The organism is Tenacibaculum sp. Ill, from assembly GCF_051938915.1.
GTDB lineage: Bacteria > Bacteroidota > Bacteroidia > Flavobacteriales > Flavobacteriaceae > Polaribacter > Polaribacter larymnensis.
The window spans coordinates 2,087,522-2,110,539 of sequence record NZ_JBPSCW010000002.1 but is presented as its reverse complement, the minus strand read 5'-3'; the positions used below and the strand labels follow the sequence as shown (position 1 = coordinate 2,110,539).

General features: G+C 31.2%; 17 protein-coding genes. 13 read left to right on the top strand and 4 right to left on the bottom strand.

The genetic code is table 11. The features are described from left to right. The first annotated feature begins 139 nt into the window (after positions 1-139). The 3 genes from ACTPNM_RS09850 (at position 140) to ACTPNM_RS09840 (ending at position 6,934) form a co-directional block, all read left to right on the top strand. A complete protein-coding gene (locus tag ACTPNM_RS09850) occupies positions 140-1,012 on the top strand; it encodes an ABC transporter ATP-binding protein (protein WP_440121592.1) in 873 nt (290 codons plus the stop codon). A gap of 13 nt (positions 1,013-1,025) precedes the next feature. Further along, on the top strand, positions 1,026-4,334 hold the full coding sequence (locus ACTPNM_RS09845; protein ID WP_440121590.1) for a M1 family aminopeptidase: 3,309 nt from the start codon (positions 1,026-1,028) through the stop codon (positions 4,332-4,334). A gap of 266 nt (positions 4,335-4,600) precedes the next feature. Next, a complete protein-coding gene (locus ACTPNM_RS09840; protein WP_440121589.1) occupies positions 4,601-6,934 on the top strand; it encodes a hypothetical protein in 2,334 nt (777 codons plus the stop codon). A gap of 201 nt (positions 6,935-7,135) precedes the next feature. On the opposite strand, the gene ACTPNM_RS09835 is transcribed toward ACTPNM_RS09840, so the two are convergent. Then, entirely contained in the window at positions 7,136-7,879 is a 744-nt protein-coding gene (locus tag ACTPNM_RS09835) for a slipin family protein (protein WP_440121587.1), read from the bottom strand. Positions 7,880-8,192: 313 nt separating this feature from the next. On the opposite strand from ACTPNM_RS09835, the gene ACTPNM_RS09830 reads away from it, so the two are divergent. Further along, a complete protein-coding gene (locus tag ACTPNM_RS09830) occupies positions 8,193-8,348 on the top strand; it encodes a hypothetical protein (RefSeq protein ID WP_274639904.1) in 156 nt (51 codons plus the stop codon). 66 nt (positions 8,349-8,414) lie between these two features. Here the strand turns inward: ACTPNM_RS09830 and ACTPNM_RS09825 are convergent, their stop codons facing one another. Continuing rightward, a complete protein-coding gene (locus tag ACTPNM_RS09825; protein WP_440121586.1) occupies positions 8,415-9,428 on the bottom strand; it encodes a helix-turn-helix transcriptional regulator in 1,014 nt (337 codons plus the stop codon). Between the two features lie 149 nt (positions 9,429-9,577). Between ACTPNM_RS09825 and ACTPNM_RS09820 the strand changes: the two genes are divergently transcribed. The 6 genes from ACTPNM_RS09820 to ACTPNM_RS09795 all read left to right on the top strand — a co-directional run bounded on the left by ACTPNM_RS09820 (position 9,578) and on the right by ACTPNM_RS09795 (position 15,827). After that, positions 9,578-10,033 carry a phosphatase domain-containing protein gene (locus tag ACTPNM_RS09820; protein WP_440121585.1) on the top strand — a complete coding sequence of 152 codons (456 nt, stop codon included), beginning with the start codon at positions 9,578-9,580 and terminating at the stop codon, positions 10,031-10,033. Between the two features lie 145 nt (positions 10,034-10,178). After that, positions 10,179-10,475 carry a S24 family peptidase gene (locus tag ACTPNM_RS09815; protein ID WP_440121584.1) on the top strand — a complete coding sequence of 99 codons (297 nt, stop codon included), beginning with the start codon at positions 10,179-10,181 and terminating at the stop codon, positions 10,473-10,475. 707 nt (positions 10,476-11,182) lie between these two features. Further along, positions 11,183-12,574, top strand: coding sequence for an RtcB family protein (locus ACTPNM_RS09810; protein ID WP_440121583.1), 1,392 nt, complete (start codon positions 11,183-11,185; stop codon positions 12,572-12,574). 99 nt (positions 12,575-12,673) lie between these two features. After that, on the top strand, positions 12,674-13,363 hold the full coding sequence (gene prfH, locus ACTPNM_RS09805) for a peptide chain release factor H (protein ID WP_440121581.1): 690 nt from the start codon (positions 12,674-12,676) through the stop codon (positions 13,361-13,363). A gap of 4 nt (positions 13,364-13,367) precedes the next feature. Continuing rightward, a complete protein-coding gene (locus ACTPNM_RS09800; RefSeq protein ID WP_440121580.1) occupies positions 13,368-13,868 on the top strand; it encodes a tetratricopeptide repeat protein in 501 nt (166 codons plus the stop codon). A gap of 861 nt (positions 13,869-14,729) precedes the next feature. Next, entirely contained in the window at positions 14,730-15,827 is a 1,098-nt protein-coding gene (locus ACTPNM_RS09795; RefSeq protein ID WP_440121578.1) for a slipin family protein, read from the top strand. Between the two features lie 82 nt (positions 15,828-15,909). Here ACTPNM_RS09795 and ACTPNM_RS09790 read toward each other — a convergent pair whose 3' ends face one another. Together ACTPNM_RS09790 and ACTPNM_RS09785 are read right to left on the bottom strand one after the other, a co-directional pair. Further along, positions 15,910-16,608, bottom strand: coding sequence for a LytR/AlgR family response regulator transcription factor (locus ACTPNM_RS09790; RefSeq protein ID WP_440121577.1), 699 nt, complete (start codon positions 16,606-16,608; stop codon positions 15,910-15,912). A 4-nt stretch (positions 16,609-16,612) separates the two neighbouring features. Continuing rightward, positions 16,613-18,295: a histidine kinase gene (locus ACTPNM_RS09785; RefSeq protein ID WP_440121576.1), complete on the bottom strand. Its 1,683-nt coding sequence runs from the start codon at positions 18,293-18,295 to the stop codon at positions 16,613-16,615. 121 nt (positions 18,296-18,416) lie between these two features. Here ACTPNM_RS09785 and ACTPNM_RS09780 point away from each other — a divergent pair, with 121 nt between their 5' ends. From ACTPNM_RS09780 to ACTPNM_RS09770, 3 genes are read left to right on the top strand one after another with little or no spacing between them, the layout of a single operon-like run. After that, positions 18,417-20,222: a DUF5050 domain-containing protein gene (locus tag ACTPNM_RS09780; protein ID WP_440121575.1), complete on the top strand. Its 1,806-nt coding sequence runs from the start codon at positions 18,417-18,419 to the stop codon at positions 20,220-20,222. A 36-nt stretch (positions 20,223-20,258) separates the two neighbouring features. After that, positions 20,259-21,251, top strand: coding sequence for a TolB family protein (locus ACTPNM_RS09775; RefSeq protein ID WP_440121574.1), 993 nt, complete (start codon positions 20,259-20,261; stop codon positions 21,249-21,251). Between the two features lie 37 nt (positions 21,252-21,288). Continuing rightward, the gene (locus ACTPNM_RS09770; protein WP_440121572.1) at positions 21,289-22,995 is read left to right on the top strand and encodes a TolB family protein; all 1,707 of its coding nucleotides are present in this window, start codon (positions 21,289-21,291) and stop codon (positions 22,993-22,995) included. Positions 22,996-23,018: the final 23 nt, after the last annotated feature.

Sequence of the window (23,018 nt, the reverse complement as noted above, 5' to 3'; positions counted from 1 at the left end):
ATGGTTAACTGTGATAAAAAACTTTTATAGCCTTAGAGTACTGTTTGTATCACACAATACTGTTGGTTTATCACATAACTTTTAATAGTAGAAAGGGTAAGGCTAGGTTTGTTCAATATCAATTAAACACTCAAAAAAAATGAACAGTTTAACCATTAATAATTTAAGTAAAACCTATGCAAATGGTGTAAAAGCACTGCAAAATGTGTCGTTAGAAATTCCTAAAGGAATGTTTGGTTTATTAGGTCCTAACGGAGCAGGAAAATCAACCTTAATGCGAACTATTGCCACTTTACAAGATGCTGATAAAGGTTCTGTAATGCTTGATAATCTGAATGTAGCGAATGATAAGAATGCCGTGAGACAAGTACTCGGTTATTTACCACAACAGTTTGGTGTATATCCAAAAATATCTGCTGAAGCCTTATTAAATCACTTGGCAGTATTAAAAGGAATTACCAATAAAAAGGAACGAGATGAACTGGTAAAAGCATTGTTACATAAAACAAATTTGTATGAAGCTAGAAAACGAAATTTAGATGGTTATTCAGGAGGAATGAAGCAACGTTTTGGTATTGCCCAGGCATTACTAAATAGTCCTAGATTACTTATTGTTGACGAACCTACTGCGGGATTAGATCCTGCCGAACGCAATAGGTTTTACAACTTATTAAGTGAAGTTGGTGAAAACACGATTGTCATTTTATCAACACATATTGTAGATGACATTAAAGAATTGTGCACCAATATGGCCATCATTAATCAAGGGCAAGTAGTATTAAAAGGAAGTCCTTTAAAACTAATAGGAAACCTAGAAGGCAAAGTATATCAAAAAACAATTAAAAAACAAGAATTAGAGCAGTATAAACAAGAGTATAGGGTTATTAATGAAAAGCTATTCCTAGGAAAACCAATCATAAATATTTTGAGCGAATCTGACCCCAAAAATGGGTTTACTTCTGTATCTGCCGGATTAGAAGATGTGTATTTCTCACAAATAAATAATTATTAATACAGGTAAAATTATGTGGTACGAAATATTCAAATTTGAACTAAAATATAGAGCTAAACGTCCAGAAACGTATGTGTTTTTTGTATTTCTCTTTTTGTTTTCAATTGTTGGTGTCGATTTTGTTTTTCAAGGAGTAGAAATAGGGTTGATGAAGAAAAACAGTCCATTAATCATTGCGAAAACCATGGGAGCCATTACAGGGATTTTTATGATTATGGCATCTATGATTATGGGAGTTCCTATACTTCGCGATTATCAGTATAATATAGAGGCATTGCTGTTTACAAATCCCATTAAAAAGCGCGATTATTTAATAGGAAGATTTTTAGGTTCTTTTACGGTATTGCTAATAATCTTTAGCGGAATACTATTTGGAATGATGGTAGGTGAGTATATGCCTTGGCATAAAGATATGTTACCGTTTAACGCTGCTACTTATATACAATCGTTTATAATCATTGTTTTACCCATACTATTCTTCGGAGCTTGTCTATTTTTTGTATCAGGAATGTTGAGTAGAAAATTGTTAGTTGTTTACACACAAGGTATCATTTTATTTGTGGTCTTTTTACTAACTAAAGCGGTAACGAATGAATTTTTACAAGCTATTTTAGATCCTTTTTCATTAACAACATTAACACAGGTAGCTAAGGATTTATCAGCTGTAGAAAGTAGTGTGCTAGAGATACCATTTAGCGGAGTGTTGTTTTACAATAAGTTGTTTTGGAGCTTATTAGGAATAGTTGTCTTACTTGTAGGTTTTCGTAAATTTTCGTTTAGTTTATTAACTAAAACACCAAAACGAAAAAGAATAGAGTTAGAGAAAAAGTCAAAGAATTTTACAAAAACAAATTATCCAATTCCTAGCATAAATATCAATTATAGTTTTAAAACACAGTGTTGTTTACAGTTACTAAAGCTTTCTCAATTTTATGTCAAATCACTATTAAAAGAAACATCATTTTGGGCAATTGCTATTTGTGGAATCATCATTATTCTTATTAATTCTGTGAATTTAGGAACTGTTTACGATGTAGATAGTTACCCTACAACCTATTTTATAGTAGAAGAATTACAAGAAATGTCGATGTATTTCTTTATCATCATTCTTATATTTTATTCAGGGGAACTTATCTGGAAAGAACGTACAGTCAAACTGAGTTTGATATACGATGCTACCTCTATTTCTGATGCAATTGCTTTAACCAGTAAGTTTATTGCTCTTATTGCTATTTACATTGTATTGATGTTGAGTTTGATTGCTACAGGAATCCTGTTTCAGGTAGCTAATGGGTACTATCAATTTGAGTTAGATGTTTATTTTTTCGGATTCTTTATAGAAATTTTACCTTTCTTGATACTATACACTTTTGTAGCCTTTTTCTTCCAAGCAATTAGTAATAACAAGTTTGTTGGTATTTTTTTAGTGCTCCTTTTTTTCATTGCAAATATTGCTTCAGAATATTTAGGGTTTCAGCATAGTTTATACAAGTTTGGAGGAAAAACTTTAGGAACCTATTCTGAAATGAATGGTTATGGTCATTTTTTACAACCTTATTTATGGATTAAAGCCTATTGGTTAGTGTTTGGGGTTATATTGTTAATCATTAGTGCGTTATTAATAACAAGAGGTACTGAAACTCGTCTTATAAAACGCTTAAAATCTTTAAAATACCGAATAACAAAGCCTCTAGCAAAGTATTTAATTGTAGCAAGTATATTCTTTGTGAGTGTTGGAGGTTATATATTTTACAATACCAATATTCTTAATGATTATTGGACAAATGCTGAAGAAACAGCCTTTAGAGTTAACTACGAGAAAACATTAAAACCTTTTGAATACCTTCCACAACCAAAAATTATAGAGGTAAACCTAAAAGTAGAACTGTATCCTAAAACAAGAGGCTATGAAGTTGAAGGCTATTATATGCTGAAAAACACGTTTGATAAACCTATCAATGAAATTCATATTCAAAAACTAATCGCATCACATGTCCAGTTAGATTCTCTAAGCTTTGAAGGTGTTAGGACAGAAAAGACAGAGTACAATCCATTTGAATATAATATTTACACCTTATCTAAAGAGTTACAACCTAACGATTCTATAAAGATGAGCTTCAAACAAACCTATAAACCAAAAGGATTTACCGATGAAAACATAAAAACTCATATTGTACAGAACGGAACGTTTTTTAATAATGAGGAATTTCCCACTATCGGTTACAATAGAAAGTATGAGCTTCGAGATACAGACGAACGAGCAAAATTTCAGCTAAAACCAAGACTGAATAAGGTTAGGAGGGAAGACACTCATGAGCTTGTAAATGCACGTTCTGGGAGTGATTCTGACGGAATACATTTCGAAATGATTATAGGTACTGCTTTAGATCAAACAGCTGTGGTTCCAGGGAATTTAATCAAGCAGTGGAAACAAGAGAATCGTAACTATTTTCACTATAAAATGAATCAACCGATGATTAATTTTTATAGTGTTGTTTCCGCAAGATATGCTACTTTAAAAGATAAGTGGCTGTATAAAGACAACACGATAGATTTAGAAATTTACTATCACAAAAAACACGATTATAATCTAGATAGAATGATACATTCTATGAAAAAGTCGCTCGATTATTTTAGTACTCATTTCAGTCCGTATCAGTATACCCAACTACGTATTATGGAGTTTCCTAGGTATGCAGAGTTTGCACAATCTTTTCCGGGTACGATTCCGTTTTCTGAAGCAATTGGTTTTGTGTTGGATATTGATGACGAGAAAGATGTAGACATGGCTTTTTATGTAACAGCACATGAAGTGGCACATCAATGGTGGGGAATGCAGGTTGAAGCTGCTAATGTACAAGGAAAACACATGATTTTAGAAACCTTAGCACAATATGGAGCTTTAATGGTGTTAAAGAATAATTACCCGAAGGAAAAAGTAACACAGTTTTTAACCTATCAAGAAGAAACCTATAATAGAGAGCGAAAGAAACCTAAAATGCCAGAACCTTCTTTAGCATTGGTAGGAAATCAGGACTATGTATATTACAACAAAGGTGCTTTGGCAATGTATATTTTACAGGATAAAATAGGAGAGTTTAAGGTAAACTTGGCATTACAACGATTTATTGAAGACTGGAATACCTACAGCGGAAAAATAAAAACAACTACAAACAGATATGCTACAACCAAGGATTTATTACACTATTTAAAAGAAGTAACTCCTAGTTCGTTGCAATACCTTCTTCACGATTTATTTGAAACCGTAGATAGCAAAGAGATTGGTTTAAAGAAAAAAGAATTGATAGCGAAAGAACAATAGTATTAGCTGGCTATTTTTTTAAATGTGTTCCATTAAAGTTTTTACAATTTTAGTGGAACATTTTTATGTAAAGTTAATAGATAAGCTTGATTTATAAAATGATATTTAAGGTTTTGTAAATCAATTTGTTAATATATTGTTGATAAAACCTCAAATAATTTTATTGAAGTTAAAAAATCAAATATTAAATTTATGTTTCCTATTTAATTTTCCCCAATATTTTTAGTATTTAAAGAATTTATTAGTATAAAACTTATCTATATATTTTGAAAAATAAAAAGAATCATCTAAAAGTATTATCAACACTTTCTGTAGCTGCGTCTGATGCTAGAGAAGATACACTTTCATCAATTATAATAAGGACTGTTTTTGTTCACGGTGTTATTAAACTTAATGAGCTGGCTATAAAAATTAAAGAGGAGTTTAACTTCATTCCTTACGAAGAAGAAATATTACCTCTGACAAATAAGTTAAGTGAACAAGGAAAAATAAACATTAGTAATGATGTTTTATCACTAGATGAAAAACAAAAAAGTGAAATACAAAAGTTAGAGACATCAATTTCTGATCAGGATCAATCAAGGTTTTTAAATTTTAAGTTCTTTATAACTGATGTATTAGAGGAGGATTTAAAAATAAAACAAATTAAACTCCTATGGTCTATATTTCTGAAGTATTTATATGATAGTTTTTATGAATATGGACATGAGGCTATAAAGACATTACATCCATACATGGATGATGGTAATGACAACAATGGTTCTTACGAAGACATACTTCAAAAGGCTATAATCGAAGTAAAGAGAAAAGATAAATCGTTAATAAAAACATTTAAAAGAATTGTAGAAAGATTCCCTGATTTTGCATCGGAAAAAGATTTAGAATTTTTAAATGACTTGGCTCAAAAAACCTTATCATTTACCTCTTTAGGGTTAAAACCAGAATTGGCAGACGAAACAATAAATCATAATCTTGTCGATTGGATTTTATATTTAGATACAAATATTCTTTACTCTATATTAGGGCTCCATTCTCACCCAGAAAATGAATCATGTAACGCTTTAATAAATCTGATTAAGACAAATAGTGAATATATTAAGATTAAGTTAAGATATACAGAACAAACATATCAAGAATTAGGTTCAAAGAAAGATGATTTTAAGTTATTAGATGATAAAATGTCGGACTCATCAATAAAAGCGTTATTAAAAACTGAAAAGCTTGATGACTTTTCAAGTAAATTTTACCAAGACTTGCTAGAAAAAAGAGAGTCAACAATTCATCCTTCTAAAGTAATTGAATTATCACAAAGAACTTTAAAAACAGATATGGTTGAAATAGGGAGAACAGGGAAAAGGTTAGAAAAAATTGGAAATGATTATATTGATAGTCGAATAGTTGATTATTATAAGTTTATAGAAAATAAAAACAGGGTTAAAGAGGAATTCTGTGTTGAGAAAGGAGTTAAGTTTAATGAAATATATAGAAGTGAGAGACAAGTTAGACATGATGTTTCATTAAGAGAAATAGTACTTGATTCCAGAAAAATAAAAGAAGGTGAAGAATTGACTTTAAATAATGCAAAATATTTTGCATTAACGTTAGATGGCTTATTAATTTCTTATGATAAGTATAATGTAAAAAATTATAGTGATGAAAGAAGCTTTCCTGTTTTTTTTAAACCATCATATTTGCTTAATAAACTAGTTAAGGTATTACCAATTAAAACGGTAGATTATAAGAAAGCATTTATTAAAGCAATTACCACTAAAGGCTTTTATAAAAATACACGAAAGTCTGATGATATATTAAAAATTGTTAATTACTTGAAGTCTAAAGGTATTAATGATGAGAAAGTTATATATAATTTAATTTCTGAGGATATTTTTCTAGAAAAGTTTAGAGAAAAATCTACTGATTCAAGCTTTAACCAAGGAGAGTTTATTGAATCACGATTAAATTTAGAATTTAGGAAAAAAGAACAAGAGTTAGAAACAACTCTAGAGGAATTAGAAATGATAAAATTTGATGCTGTTAAATTTAAGAAAGAAAATGAGCAATTAGGAATAAAAAAAGAAGAACTAAGTAAAGATTTAGAACAATACAAGTCAGCTCTTTCAAAAGTTGCATCCAGAGTAAAAGACTTAGAAAATAAGACGGTAAAAGATGATAGTCAAACTCACCTTAATTTTGAAGCAGCAGAACAAAAAGTAAAATATGAAGAAATATTGGGTAAAAATATTGATTTAAAGCGTCATTTAAAAAGAGAAATAGAAGGAAAGATCGAAGATTATAAACAAGCGGAATTTAAAAAATGGCAAAATAAGATATGGTGGAATTTATTATGGGTTATCCCTCTTCTAATTGTAAGTTTATTATTGATTATTCCAAATGATTTTTTTTATATAGCTGAAGTTGATGAGCAAGGGAATAAAGATAATAGACTTGGTTATTTTGTATCTATTGTAGCTTTTTTAATTAATATATTCTTTTTTAATTTAATAAAAATTAGGTTTTTTAATGAGCGAGATAAAAGTGCTAAACTTTTAAATATAAAAGTTCCAGAAGAATTTAGAAGAAATTTAGAGGATTTAGATTAATTCTTGTTCTGATAAAATAAAGGAACTTAATTCCTATTTAGGATTGTTTTATTTAGTCAGTGATTTTTCCCCAAGGAGGGGAAATATCTAGAGGAAAGTTTAAGGAGTATTATACAACACCTTCACTTTCTCCTTATAGGTTTGTACAATAGGAATTTAATAAAGCTTATTTCAATATCAAGGTTGGTATAGGCGTTTATTTTATTTAGACTTCTTTTTTTTAGTTGGTAATACTTCCTCAGGAAAAGGGAACAGGATTGTTGAGTTTTTCTCTGCTGCTATATTCGATAGTGTTTGATACAAACGTAGTTTGATAGCCGAAGGTGATTGATCTATAAGTTTACCCGCTTCTAAAAGTTTAGAAGCAGCTTGCTCTTCCGCCAACGCAAGAATAATACGTGCCCTTCTAGAGCGTTCTGCTTCAGCTTGGTTAGCCATCATACGACGCATGTTTTCAGGTAGCTGTATGTCTTTTATTTTAACATCGTTTATTTCAATTCCCCATTCTTTAGTTTCTAGTTCTACAATTTCCTTAATATTTTTCCCCATTTCTTCTCGTTTAGAAAGTATGGTGTCTAATTCAACTTTACCGCAAACATCTCTAAGTGCAGCTTGTGCTAATTGGGTAATGGCAAATTTGTATTCTTCCACCTCTAAAACAGCACGTTCTGGATCGTTAATCTTAAAAAAGACAACACCATCAATACTACAGGGTACATTATCTTCGGTCATTACTTCCTGTGAATCTATATTAAAAGTAATCACACGAATATCAACAATCTGAATGGTTTCAATAAATGGAATAATCCATCTAAAACCAGGATTTAAAGTTTTAATGTACTTACCAAATCTAAATTTGATAGCTCTTTTATATTCAAAAATTATACGGATTCCGGCAAGTAAAAATATAGCTAAAATTCCGAAAAGGATTGTAAATCTATTCATGGCTATAGTATTATAAATGTTACGGTATACTTAAAGAAAAAGTCAATAAAACAAAGAGGGCAGAGTTATTACTTTATTATTTCAAATTACACTAACTTAATAAGTGTAATAACATGATCCTTATAAATTTACGAATTTTTAAGAGTAAATAAAAACATAACAACTTTTATGTTTTGTAAATCAACATATTAACTAAGTAGTATTATAAGCTCTATAAATGAAGAATTATGGTTTTACCGTAACTCTATTATGGTTTTTAATTCTTCTTATTATTTGTAGTTATTTAAATTTGAAGAACTTAAAACTTTATATGATGTTAAAAAAGATTACAAACTTAGGTACTTCCCTAAACAAAACAGAACAAAAAGCTATTAACGGAGGTGGTGGAATAAGAGAATGTGAGTTCAGTGCTGATCCTAGTACCGATTGGTGCTGTCATTTACCAGATGGTTGTCCTTCTGATAATTAACAATACAAAATAATATAAGCGGATTAAAAGTCCGTTTTTTTGTTGTGTTAAAGAATAAAGCTACAGTTATGCTTGCTTTTTAATAACGTATCTGTTTAGAGAGTCTTCAAGTTTCTGAATCATTCTTTTTCTAAGTTTTTCAGGTTTCAAAACTTCTATGCTATTACCAAAGCCCAAAATTAAACGTTCCAATTCATAATTAGGAATTACTAAAATATTAAAGATAGCCCCGTCATCAGTATATTTTATTAACCTTTGAGATTTATGAAAAGGCTTCGTGAGTACATAAGGAGTATTTGATTTATCTACCCAAAAAGCAATACGTTGTGGTCTCGTATTTGAAACTGTGACACCAACAACATCTTTATAATAAACATCACCATTAATAGCTTTATCTATATATGTTGTGTTTTCAACTTCTTCTACAGAATTTATACGATCTAAAGCTAAAGTTGTTTCCTTACCCTTTACCAATGCCAATAAAAACCACCTATTATTAAACTCTTTTAATAATTGTGGATGTAAGGTTATTGTACTAGCTTTTTCTGCTTTAAAAGACTGATAATTTATCTTTAATACTTTTTTTTCCTGTATAGCATTGTATAAAGGGTCTATAAAAGACAAGCCTTTTAGCTGCTCGTTTTTATCTAAATGAATAATAGCCCTATTGTTTTTTTGAGAAGAGTATACTGAATCTTCTAAACGTTGTAGCACTCCATCCATTTCTTTGAATAAAGAAAAGTCTTTGAACTGGCGTAATACTTGAATAGCATCATTCATCACTTTCACATCGTTTTCAGTCACAGGAATATTCATAATAGAATATCCTTCTTCAGCATAACGGTAATATTTTCGTTGATAGACTTCAATCGGAGCATTATACCCTAATTTATCACTACGCATCAATTGAATATCTAACTGAACCGTTCTCTTACTCACATAAATATCTTTTCCTTCGTATTCGTATAAGGCATCCGAACAAGCATCAATTAAATCCTCCAAAGTCCATTTACGCATGGTGTTTCGTAGACATTGATCAATTGTTTTATATCGAATTAGGGCGTTTTTGTTAGAAGCCATTTTATAATTTTTAGTAAAAATGATAAATTCTTTTTTAATGCGCAAAAACATTGCGTACCACTGTGAAATATTTGCAGTGTGATTAAGAAAAAGAGGTCGTTTAAGTGGGAAAATTGCTATGAATATAAAAATATTTAAAACGCAGAAAAATGAAAAAACTAAAAAATGAATATAGAAATCAAGATGAAGCTTTACCAAAAGCTATTATTTGTGATTTAGACGGAACTTTATCTTTGATACATAACAGAAGTCCTTTTGATGGAAGTAGGTGTGAACAAGATTTACCTAATGTGCCTATCGTTAATTTAGTAAAGAATTACCAACAATTAGGATATAAAATACTTCTTTTATCAGGTAGAGAAGCTAAATATCAACCAGAAACAGAGTCTTGGTTAAAAAAGCATGAAATAGCTTATGATGCACTATGGATGCGTAAATCAAGAGATAATAGGAAAGATGCGATTATTAAAGAAGAGGTATTTAAAAGAAAAATAGAGCATAAGTACTTTATTGAGTTTATTTTAGATGATAGAAATCAGGTGGTTGATTTATGGAGAAAAGAATTAAAACTACCTTGCCTACAAGTATTTTATGGTGATTTTTAAAAAGATATATTATAATTTAAAATCAATCTAATAGATAAAATCAACTAAAAATATCATATTTGCAGCAGTTCATTGAAATGGCTTAGAAATTTTATGAGATATGTAAGGCAATAGTGTTTTACATAATTTATAAAATACAATACTAATGAATTGGAAAATTCAAAAATTAAATAATGGAGAAACCATTATTTCAAAAGAGCCAGGTAATTCTATGTTACCTATTTTAAAATCTAAACAATCTGTAAAACTAAAACCAATAAACTGGGAAGATTGTAAGGTTGACGATATTGTTTATTGCAAAGTTCGTGGAAACTGTTTTACGCACCTTGTAAAAGGAAAAAACAATAAAAGAGGTTTGCTAATAGGAAATAATCATGGAAGAATAAACGGATGGACTAAGAATGTATATGGAATAGTAGTAGAAATATTACCAATGCCATAGGCATTTTAAGAAAGAAAAAAAGAGAATAAAGGTTCTCACATATTTTATAAATTAATATAACAAAATTTAACCTATGCTAGTGCAATTTATACACATATCGGACGCTCAAAAGCGATTTTTATGGAGTTATCAATAAGGTTATTGTAGTATAAAATCACTAAAAGCGTCCAAATTATATAATTTGGACGCTTTTTTTATAAAAAATTTCAAGCCTTTGAAATCAATATGTAAAATGCTACATAGCTTACAACCAATAGGTTACTAATCTGAAGAAATTCGGACAGGATGCATATATATTTAAAATAGTTTAAGTGTTTGATTTTCAGTAAAATAAATTCAATTTAAACTTGTGTAATTCAAAAAAGGCTCACATCTTTGCACCAGTAATTTTTATACCGAGAGCAATTGAAGTATAAACATAACCAAACAACAAAATAATAATTTTTAAAAACGAAGTAAACATGTTCAAATATCAATTAAACATAAGTACAGTAAAAGAACCAGGTTCTTGTGTACACATGCTTCGCGATTTTCTTCATACATAGAAATAATAACAACTTATATATGAAAAATCCGAAGCCTCAATAACGTTTCGGATTTTTTTATGCTACACATTTCCGTATAGTTTTCAGTTTCCGAAGCAAAGAGAAAGTATTGATACAAAGCACTAATTAGAAAATTGGTGCCCAACCTTATAATGTCTCAACATGGGAAATAAACTAAAAGGAAAAGATCTAATCAAATTAGGCTTTCCAAAAAATAATAGTATAAATATTGCCTTAGGGCAAATTAACCGATATAGAAAAAAAGAAAAGAAAGAACACATTTTAGAAGAAGCAAAACAAGTACTGCTTTATCCAGAAAAATATCAAGGAAATGCTATTTGGGGTAAAGTTGCTGAAGGTTTAACCAAGCCTGTTGAAATTAAAATGCATCAGTTACGAAATACAAGAGCTCCATTTTCAATTTATGGAGAAAATGAAATTGATGAACAAGCTAAGTTTCAGTTATACGATGCTTTAAAATTACCTATAGCAGTACAAGGAGCTTTAATGCCAGATGCACATTCAGGGTACGGATTACCCATAGGTGGCGTGCTTGCTACAGAAAATGCAGTGATTCCGTATGGGGTAGGGGTAGATATTGGCTGTAGAATGGCATTGAGTATTTTTCCGATGAAAGCTTCTTATTTAAAGGGTAAGCAGCATCAATTAGAAAATACCTTGAAAGAGCATACCAAGTTTGGAATGTATGAAACACATGATAAAAAGCAAGATCATGAAATTTTTGAACGTAGTGAGTTCCAAGACATCCCTTTACTAAAACGGTTAAAAGTAAAAGCATATAATCAATTAGGAACCTCAGGAGGTGGAAATCACTTTGTTGAGTTCGGAAAGGTAATGATAACAGACGAACACAATGAATTTAATGTGCCTGTAGGAGAATATGTGGGATTGTTAACGCATAGTGGGTCACGTGGTTTGGGAGCAAACATTGCAAAACACTATACCTATTTAGCGAGTAAACAATGTCCGTTACCTAAAAATGTACAACATTTAGCATGGTTAGATCTAGACACGCACGATGGACAAGAATATTGGTTAGCAATGAATTTAGCGGGTGATTATGCAAAAGCATGCCATGATAATATTCATAAGCGAATTGCCAAATTGTTAGGTGTAAAACCATTAACTATGATTGAAAACCATCACAATTTTGCATGGAAAGAACAGGTAAATGGAGTTGAATGTATTGTGCATAGAAAAGGAGCAACTCCCGCTAATAAAGGAGTATTGGGTATAATTCCAGGTTCTATGACCGCACCAGGATACATTGTTAGAGGTTTAGGAAACCAAGAGAGTTTACAATCGGCATCACACGGAGCAGGAAGAAAACATTCGAGAAGAAAGTGTAAAGAGAAATTTACCAAAAGTGATATTAAGCATCAATTAAAAATGAACGAAGTTACGCTCATTGGAGGTGGAGTAGATGAAGCTCCAATGGCGTATAAAAATATCAAAAAGGTAATGGCTAATCAGCAAGAATTAGTAGAAGTATTAGGAACCTTTACACCTAAAATTGTACGAATGGATAAGTAAAAGAATCGTCATTTCGAAGGAGGTAACGATTGAAGGAATCTGTCTACCGATTAACAGATTGCTTCGTTTCATTCGAAATGATATGAATAGAAAATTAAAATGGACATAAAAATAATACAATTTACAGCGGGTCGCGGACCTTCGGAATGTTGTTGGGTAGTGGCAAAAGTGTTAAAAGCATTTATAAAAGCTGTAGTAGAACATAAGATAACGTATGACATTCTTCATAAAGAAAATGGAATAGAGAATGGAACCATACAATCAATAAGTGTTCAATTAAAAGGATATAACCTGTCTTTATTTTTAAAAGACTGGATGGGTACTATTCAATGGATAGGAAAATCAACCTTTAGAAAATACCATAAACGTAAAAATTGGTTTGTAGGTTGTTTTGAATTGAAATATAACAATGAGTTAATCATACAAGAAAAAGACATCGAGTTTCAGGCGATTAGAAGTTCTGGACCTGGTGGACAACATGTAAATAAAGTAAGTTCTGCTGTACGAGCAAAACATAGCACAACAGGAATTCAAGTATTGGTTTCGGAAAGTCGTTCGCAGCATCAGAATAAAAAAATAGCTGTACAACGTTTAAAAACCTTGATAGCAAATCATAATATAAATCAATTACAAAACACCATAAAACAAGAAAGGGAAAACCATTTAGACTTAGAAAGAGGAAATCCAGTAAAAGTATTTGTAGGAACTGATTTTAAAGTTAAAAACAACAAAAAAAGATTTAAAACAACACGCAATCAATTAAAAAGCGAGTTGCGTAAACAATTATAATAAGATGAAAACATTAGCAAACAATTACATATTTAAAGCATTAGATGCTTTTCCTTATGAATTAGAAGAAACAATGGAGGCATTGACATATGCTTTGGCGTATGAAGAAAAAAATGTAGTAGCGTTGTGCTTAATGGGACGCATTTATGCAGAGCACTTAGGTGATTTTGAAAAAGCAAAACTGTATTATACTGAGGCTTTAGCAGAAAATATGTATGCTTTTAACGTATATCCGCATTACATTAATGTGCTATTATGGAATGAAGACTATGAGGAGGTTGAACGATTCATCGATTTCGCATTAACCATAAAAGGTTCCGATAAAGCAATTTTATATATAGGAAAAGCTCAATTATATGAACAGAAAGAAGCGTATAAAAAATCATTACAAACTTTAAAACTTGCTAAGAAACATACGTATAATGGTGACTATATGCGAACTGTAAGAGAACATATAGAACGTGTAAAGGATAAGCTTCCTAAGAAAAAGAAGAAAAAAAAGTAAGAAAAAGCAAGAATAATTTTTAGTACGCAAAAACATTGCGCAATACTGTATAATATTTGCAGTGTAATTATGAAAAAGATATTTGAAGAGAGATAAAATGCTAAGAAAACCTCATTATAACAAAGAGTATAGTGAGGTAGCCATAAAAGTTCATTTACATATTATAGATAAAAATATCAAGCAAGTCTTGTTGCGTGTTTCTGTATAGCACCATTGTATACATTCTTACAGTATTTGTATTAGAATTGTATGTGCAACTAGCCTTGAAGGTTTTGATTATTTACCAAAAAATAATCTCACTCTATGTACGCAGGTTCGAATCCTGCCATAACGAAAGTTATGTAGCTAAGTCCGGTTAAAGCAATAGAGAAAATTCATGTGGGTTCGAATCCCACTACCCGAAAGGGTATGGCGGAATGGTAGACGCGCTAGATTTAGGCTCTAGTGAATTCAGACCTGTCACGTCTGTTTTTTGCACAGGTTCGAGTCCTGTCAAAACTTCTAAGGGAGTTTTGTAGCTCAGTTGGTAGAGCACTACGCTGTTAACGTAGATTATTTAGGAAAGCTCATCACCTTGTAAAACTGATGAACCAAAAGTGTTGAATGTTTAATGAGTTTTTAAATAAACACTTATAAACGTACTTTGAAATAATAACCATTACATAAACAATGTATTGAACTTTAGTATGTCAGTTATAGTATTAATTAGTATAACCCATGTAGTAAACAACAATACAAAAGCTATGAAATCTTATTATTTCCGTAGGCTTATAAGCATTAATATTCAATACTTTTTACAAAAACAAACAAATTTCTCCATGGTGAGAAAACAACGTATAAACAATTAAAAACAAAAAGATTATGAAAAGAATAACAATTAATCAAGGAAAAGTAGGATTAGTATTTAAAAAAGGAGATTATATAAAAGTAATCAAAGGAGGTACACATTGGTTAGGGTTTAATCAAACAGTGGCAGTATATGATTTAACAAAAGATTTTTATACATCAGTAGCTTTAGAAGTATTGTTAGAAGACACAACTTTAGCAGAAATGTTAGAAGTTATTGAAGTACAAGACAACGAGTTAGTTTTTATGTACGAAAACAACAACTTTAAGAGAGTTTTAAATGCTGGAAGACACGTTTTCTGGAAAGGATTTATTACTAGAACCTTTCAAAAAATAGATATAAGCAAGATTGAGATTACTGAAAAAGTAGATACATCTTTATTCAATAATTATGAAGTGAGCAAATATGTTAGAACTTTTGAAGTTGCTGCCTACGAAAAAGCTGTATTGTTAGTGAATGATACCTATCAAAAAACATTGGTAGGAGGGACGTATAGGTTTTGGAAAAATGAAACAACTATTAAAATAGCGAAAGTAGATACCAGACAACTACAATTAGAAGTTGCAGGTCAGGAATTATTAACCAAAGACAAAGCAAATGTTAGAGTTAACTTTTATACGCAATATAAAGTAACTGATATTGAAAAAGCATTGTTAGCGAATAAAGATTATGAAAAACAATTGTATGTAAACATGCAATTGGCATTGAGAAAATATGTAGGACACTACACATTAGATGAATTATTAGCCAATAAAGAAGATGTTTCTACAGCAGTTTTTGAAGAAACAAAGGAGAATGCTGAAAAATTAGGTGTAATAATTCAAGGTTGCGGAATTAGAGATGTTATTTTACCAGGAGAAATGAAAGAAATCATGAATCAGGTATTGGTAGCACAAAAGAAAGCCCAAGCCAATATTATTACTAGAAGAGAAGAAACAGCATCTACAAGAAGCTTATTAAATACTGCTAAATTAATGGAAGACAACGAAATGTTGTTTAAATTAAAAGAAATGGAGTATGTGGAGAAAATAGCCGATAAAATTGGAGAAATTACAGTTACTGGAAACGGAAATGTAATTAAACAGTTGAGGGAAATATTTGTAAATAAATAAGTCATTAGTTTCTAATGGCTTATTTATTATAAAGAATTTATTAGTTTTTGTGAGAGTCAATCATCCTTTCTGAGCAAAATATTTAAAACCACTTTGCTTTAATGGCCTTATATTTAGTTCTTCCGATGGGAATACGTGTTCCGTTTTTCAACTCAGTTATATATTTACTTCCAGACTCTACAATAATACCTTTTATTTCAGATACCTTAACTAAGTATGATTTATGAACACGTTCAAAGGAAGATGATAACAGTTGTTCTAGCTTTTCGAGTGATTTATCATGTAGCTCTTTTTTACCATTTTTTAAAAAGAGTTCTGTATAAACACCAGCTCCTTTAATATAAAGTACATCTTCAGTTGATATAAGCTGCACTTTGTTTCGTTTTTTTACCGCTAAAAACTTTATCGTATTTGTTGTTGCTTTTTCTTTTGTATTAATCCGGTTTAAAGCTTGTTCTAACCGATCTCTATTAAAGGGTTTGGGTACAAAATCTAAAACTCCATATTCAAAAGCAGTAATTGCCTGATCTTTATAGGCAGAAATAATAATTGTATGAAATGATTCAGAAACTACAGTAGTAAGAAGATCAAAGCCACTGTCACCGTTAAGGTTTAAATCTAGAAGAACAAGATCCAACGGATTATTTTCAATAAATCGCAATGCATCATGAAGTGTGTTAGTACATTTTAACGAGTGTAAAGTATCACCAAAAATATCACGAGTCATTCGTTCGATTCTTTTGGCAATTCGTGATTCATCTTCAACAATTAAAATGTTCATTTTCTTAAGAATATATTTTTATAGTATTTTTCCAACCATGATTTACAGGTTCTGAAGTAAATTTCCATTGTTCTTGATAACTCTCAGTAAGTCGGGCTTTAATATATTTAATCCCAGTACCTTCTTTTTTAGTATTCACTTCTCGTTTCACAGGAGTAGCAAAGGTTAAAAATGTATAGCATTTATAATCACTTCTTGATTCAAAAATGAGTTTAAACTGAATACTGTTATTTTCTAGAGGCAAGCTATGTGTAATACCATTCTCCAATAATGTATGAAAAACCCCAGGCGGTATTTTTTGCTCAATATCAATACCTTCCTCTTGCCAAGTATAGTTTATCTCCTTTCGATATTCCATAATCTCAAGATGTGAACGACAAAGTGCTATTTCTTGGTTGATAGGAATTAATTTCTTGTTTTCTATCTGATTAAAAATATCAAATTCATTAGCTAAAGCTTCTATAAATAAAACACCTTTTTTAGGACTTTCTTCTATCCAATCTATCAATGAGGTCAATGTATTCATTAGAAAATGAGGCTGAATATTTTTTTTCAACAATTCAAGTCGTAAACGTGTAGATTGCACCAAAGAGTTTTCATAAGCCAATCGTTGTTCTTTGATTCTGAGAGAAAGTAAATAAAACATCCCTAGAAGAATAAGGCTGAAACCTGCAAAAAGACTTTTATTAAAAGGAGCAATAAAAGCTATGGGCAGTGATAATAGAAAGGTTAACATTACGAGACGCGCACCTTTCATCTTTTTATAAACTCCAAACATTACTATTCCAAATGAAAAGAACCACATACTAAAAATCATGTTATTGGCTGTCAATTCGTAGACATACCTCGATAGGAAAAAGAATAATAGAATAAGAGTATAAATGGTCAGCAGCAATTTTCGTCTAGGGAAAGGAAACTGCATAGAAAAGTAGAGTGGAATTAAAAAAGAAATACTAAGCATAAGAAAGCTTATAATCCGTAAACGTGTAACATGCATACTGTAATGGATAGGCACATAAGCTTTCATAAACTCTGCTAATATCAAAGTAAAAAAGAGGAAGCAACTAATACTAAAAATTAGTGTTGCATATTCCTTTTTATCGCCCAAAAAAAGAAATAAAAAATATATTGATGCGATAAGAAATGCTCCTGCAAAAATGTACATATAAGAAGTTTCAACGAGTCGATCAGTTAATAAGTCATCATAATAATCAATATTCATTTCCCATATGCCAGCATGATCCCTAAAAGAAAGAAGGCTTGCACGGATAGCTAATAAGTGCTCTCCCTGTTGTGTTAGATGTGTAGGAATGCTATGAGTAGTCCACAAATTTCCTTCAGGCCCTAAAACTGCTTCTTGTCCTGGATTCCCATTTTTACCAATCAAAACTCCATCCCAAAAAACTTCATACTCTCCATATACATGCAATTGAATACCATATGGATGTAATAATTCAGGAGCTTTTAAAATATCGATAGGAGTTCTAAGCCAGAAAACTCGATCATCTTCTATTAAAGGATTTCCTGTCTTCCAATCTTCATCATTCCAATTTTTTGTAGCCCATTCTTGTTGATCTCCTACTTTAAATACTGTTTTATGTTTTTTGAAGGCAGGCTTTTGAGCGCAAGAGTTCGCTAAAAACAACAAGCATATTAAAAGTAAATTATACCAAGGTCTAAAGTTCATTTATATTGAATTACAGACGCAAGATAATCATTATAAGATGTCTTCTTAGAGCTGTTTATTAAACTATAGAGCAGTTCATATAATTTAGATACCATAAGTGAGAAAAAAAAGCATTCTTTGTATGAAACAAAGCCATTTTGATAGTTATAAAAAACATTTGAAGTTAAATATACTTAACGAACAACGTATGAAAACTAAAAATTTAAAATTAGTAAAAGCCTTAACTTTTTTGACTTTATTACTTGGAAGTATTGTTTATTGTCAAGAAAGTAAAACTTCATTATATACAATTGCTTACGGAGCAAAAGGAATTTGCTTAAGCAATACTGAGGGGATCTCAAAAATTAGACTTACTAACGGTAATCACGGTTATCCAGCTTGGTCTCCAGATGGAAAGCATATAGCTTGGTATGCATATCATGATGAAAAAAAAACGTGGTCTATTCACACTATAAATAGTGATGGAACCAATAGCAAGAGGTTAACACATGAAAAAAACAAATGGGATAATATGCCAACATGGTCACCAGACGGAACAAAAATTGCTTTTGCCAGAGAATATAAAGATTCGGCTAAAGTTTGGCATCCAGAAATATGGATTATGAATTCGGATGGTAGCGAACAAACTCAAATAAAATCATTAAGTGGAGGAGGTCCTTGTTTTATACCTGATGGCAGACTCCTTTTTCACTCAGAATTTAAAGATAAAGAAAGTGAGATAAGTATCACTGATATTGATGGCAATAATATTATTCACTTGACAAATAATGAAGCAGAAGACTGGGATCCAAAGATTTCACCAGATGGCAAAAAAATAGCTTATTCATCTAAAAGAGATGGAGACCATGAAATTTATGTGATGAATATAGATGGTTCTAATCAAAAACGATTGACAAATAACGATGTTGATGATAATGGTCCAACTTGGTCCCCTGATGGTTCCCAATTAGTTTTTCATTCAAATAGGGGAGAGCATGCTGCTCTTTACATTATAAATATCGATGGTTCTTCAGAGAGAAAAATTATAAACAAAGGTTCGCAACCAGCCTGGTTTACTACACCTCCACGAGAAAATATTTCTAATTTCCCTCCTATTAAGGATCGTTATTTTGGAGAAAAGCCACCTGGATTAATTCCTAAATTGTTTGCTCCAAACCTTCTTTCACCTGATGGGCTTTTTGAAGGAGGCGGTTTTTCACCAGATATGAAGGAGTATTATTTTACTAGAAAAAATGGAAAGTATAAAAACCGTACATTTTTTGTTATTCGATTTGAAAATAATAAATGGGGGAATGAATCTGAAACGAATATAAAATGGCCAGGGTTCTCTAAGGATGGTACTATAATGTACGTTGGAAAGGAATATAGAAAACGAACCGATACGGGTTGGTCGGAATTCAAAAGCCAAGGAGAATTCTTGAAGAATCAGGCACATGGTCTCTCAAGGTCATCTAAAGGAACCTGTTATTTTGGTTTTTATGCAAAGGAAGACAAGGGAAATGGATCTATTCGTTTTTCACGTCTTATAGACGGCAAACATGAAAACCCAGTAAAAATGGGTGCTGAGATTAATACTGGAAAAGATATTGCTCATCCACACATAGCTCCCGATGAATCCTATCTGATTTGGGATGTAGTGCGAGAAGACGGCTTTGGACAAGCGGATATCTACATTAGTTTTCGAGATAAAGATGGCCACTGGTTACCTGCAAAGAATTTGGGACCACAAATAAATACAGAACATCAAGAAAGTTCCCCAAGTGTGACACCCGATGGGAAATACTTCTTCTTTACAAGGGGTGACTGGGAGATTAAAGAAGACGGAAGTACTAATTATGTTGGAAAAAAGTATTGGGTGGATGCGAAGGTCATTGAAAATCTTAGACCTAAAAAAAAACTGAATAAGAAATGTGTTACAACGAAATAGAAGGAATAGTTCGTAAGCTATTTTAAACAATAAGAAATGAAAATGAAGAAATTGTTAATACTAATATGTGCTATATCGCTAAACATGGTGTTTGCTCAAGAAAAACTTGATATAACTTCCTATTCTCAAACTATCGAGGGGCAATATCTTGGTCAAAAACCACCAGGCTCAGTTCCAGAAGTTTTCGCTTCTGGAATTATTTCAATTGACAGCCTTATAGAAGGTTCAATTACTTTTAATAAGGAAATGAACGAATTGTTCTTCCAACGTAGACAACGAGAGGGAAGTCACAATATTTATACAATGAAATTAATCAAAGGTAAATGGTCAACACCCAAACAAGCATTTTTCTCCACTAACAAGAAGTATTTAGACCTGCATCCTCGGTTTAGTCCGAATGGAGATCGACTCTATTTTGGAAGTACAAGACCGTTGAATGATTCAATTAAATCATCAGGATTTCATCAATGGTATATAGAAAAAAATGAAGAGGGTTGGGGACAGCCTAAGCTTTTATTAGAAAAACTCTTTAAAGACGAGTGGATTATGTGCGTAAACTCTACAGAAAGCGGCAATTTGTATTTCAACTCTAAAGAGAAAGAAGAAAAACTAGAGGATGAGGGAATTTATTATTCGGTGAATCAAGGAGATAAGCATTCAGTATTAAAAAAAATTAGCAACAAAATAAATGCTCCAGGTAAATGGATAGCTCATCCTTACATAGCACCAGATGAAAGTTATATTATTTATGATGCTGAAAGAACAACTAAATATGAAAATGGTGATTTATATATTAGTTTTAACATAAATGGCATCTGGACAAAGTCTTATAGTTTAGGTTCAAAAATAAATACGGAAAAGAGTGAAACTGGAGCAACTGTTTCTCCTGATGGAAAATATTTGTTTTTTTCTAGAGGAGAAATAAAAACGAGAGAAGATGGTAGTACTTATTGGCTATTAGATAGCTATTGGGTAGACTTTATTCAGCTTAAAAAAGAAATTATGGAAGAAAATATACTTAATAACTAAGTATTAGTCTAATTAATTACAATCAAAAGTTAAAACAATGAACAAATTATATTTTATTAAGGTGTTGGTATTTATACTGTTTTTTTATGCTTGTAATACAAAAAAGCAAACTTCAAAAGATAGTAATTCACCAACTATAGAAAGTTCTTACCTAGGTCAAAAACCACCAGGTTTAACACCTAGACCTTTTGCTCCTGATATTGTTACGACAGATGGATGGGAAGTTAGCGGAGTCTTCACACCAGACCTAAAAGAATTTTATTTTATTAGAGAAGGTGAGGAGGGGCAAGAGCAAGAATTTGTTGTGATTCAATATAAAAATAACCAATGGAAAGATTCTGTTATATCACCTAGGGTTGGTACACCATTTATTTCACCAGATGGTAGAACTATGCATTTGGGCAGACGTTATAAAGAACGCACTAAAGATGGTAAATGGTCTACCGTAAAAAGCCTTGGTTTTCCTTTTAAAGACTTGCCAATTATGCGTTTGACAGCTTCTTCTAAAGGAACTTATTTTTTTGATGAGTTCAAAGAAGATTTTACAGGAGATATTAGATATTCACGATTTGTGGATGGAACCCATGAAGAACCAAAGTTACTTAACAGCAAAATTAATAGCGGAAAAAGTTTTCACCCATTCATTGCACCAGATGAATCGTATCTAATATTTGATAGTAAAAGAGAAGGAGGCTATGGCGATTCTGATATTTATATATGCTTCAAACAAGAAGATGGTTCATGGGGCAAGCCTATTAATATGGGAAATAAGATTAATACAGATGCTTGGGAAGCCCTTGCTTGTGTAACACCGGATGGTAAATATCTTTTTTTTAATAGAAATATGGGGTCAAAAGACTATGAAAATGTAGATATATTTTGGGTTAGCGCACAAGTTATTGAGAATCTTAAACCGAAAATTGACTTAGCTTCATATGAGATAGCTTATTCATCAAAAGATTTAGATAACAGAGATATTTTTTTAACTAATATTGAAAGTAAATCAAAAATCAAAATAACAAATCATGTTGGAGCAGATGGATACCCAGCCGTGTCACCAGATGGAAAACGCATTGCTTTTTATGCTAAATATGACCAGAATAAAACATGGTCCATTCATACAATGAATATTAATGGTTCGAATAGACAGCGGTTAACTCATACAGAAAATAAATGGGACAATTCACCTACTTGGTCACCTGATGGAAGTAAGATTGCATTTTCAAGAGAGTATAAAGACATGGAAGGTAATTGGCAAACAGAAATTTGGATTATGAATTCAGACGGTAGCCAATTAAATCAAATAGAGTCATTAAGAGGGGGAGGTCCTCATTTTACACCAGATGGTAGACTCCTTTTTCATTCAGAATTTGATAATAAAAAAAGTGAGATAAGTATAGTAGATATCGATGGAAGGAATATTATACAGTTGACATCAAATGAAACTGAAGACTGGCATCCAGAGATCTCGCCAGATGGAAGTAAAGTTGTTTTTATGTCTAATAGAGATGGAAATTATGAAATCTATGTGATGAAGATAGATGGTTCCAATCAAAAACGATTGACATTTAATAACGTGGATGATTGGAACCCTTCTTGGTCACCTGATGGCTCGAAAATAATTTTTTCATCAAGCAACAAGGATAATTTTTTTGATATTTATATGATGAATAAAGATGGTTCTTCAGTAAGGAAAATTATAGACAATGGGGCACAAGCTTCATGGGTGAAAGTTCATCATTAAAACAACTGCAAATTACACCCATT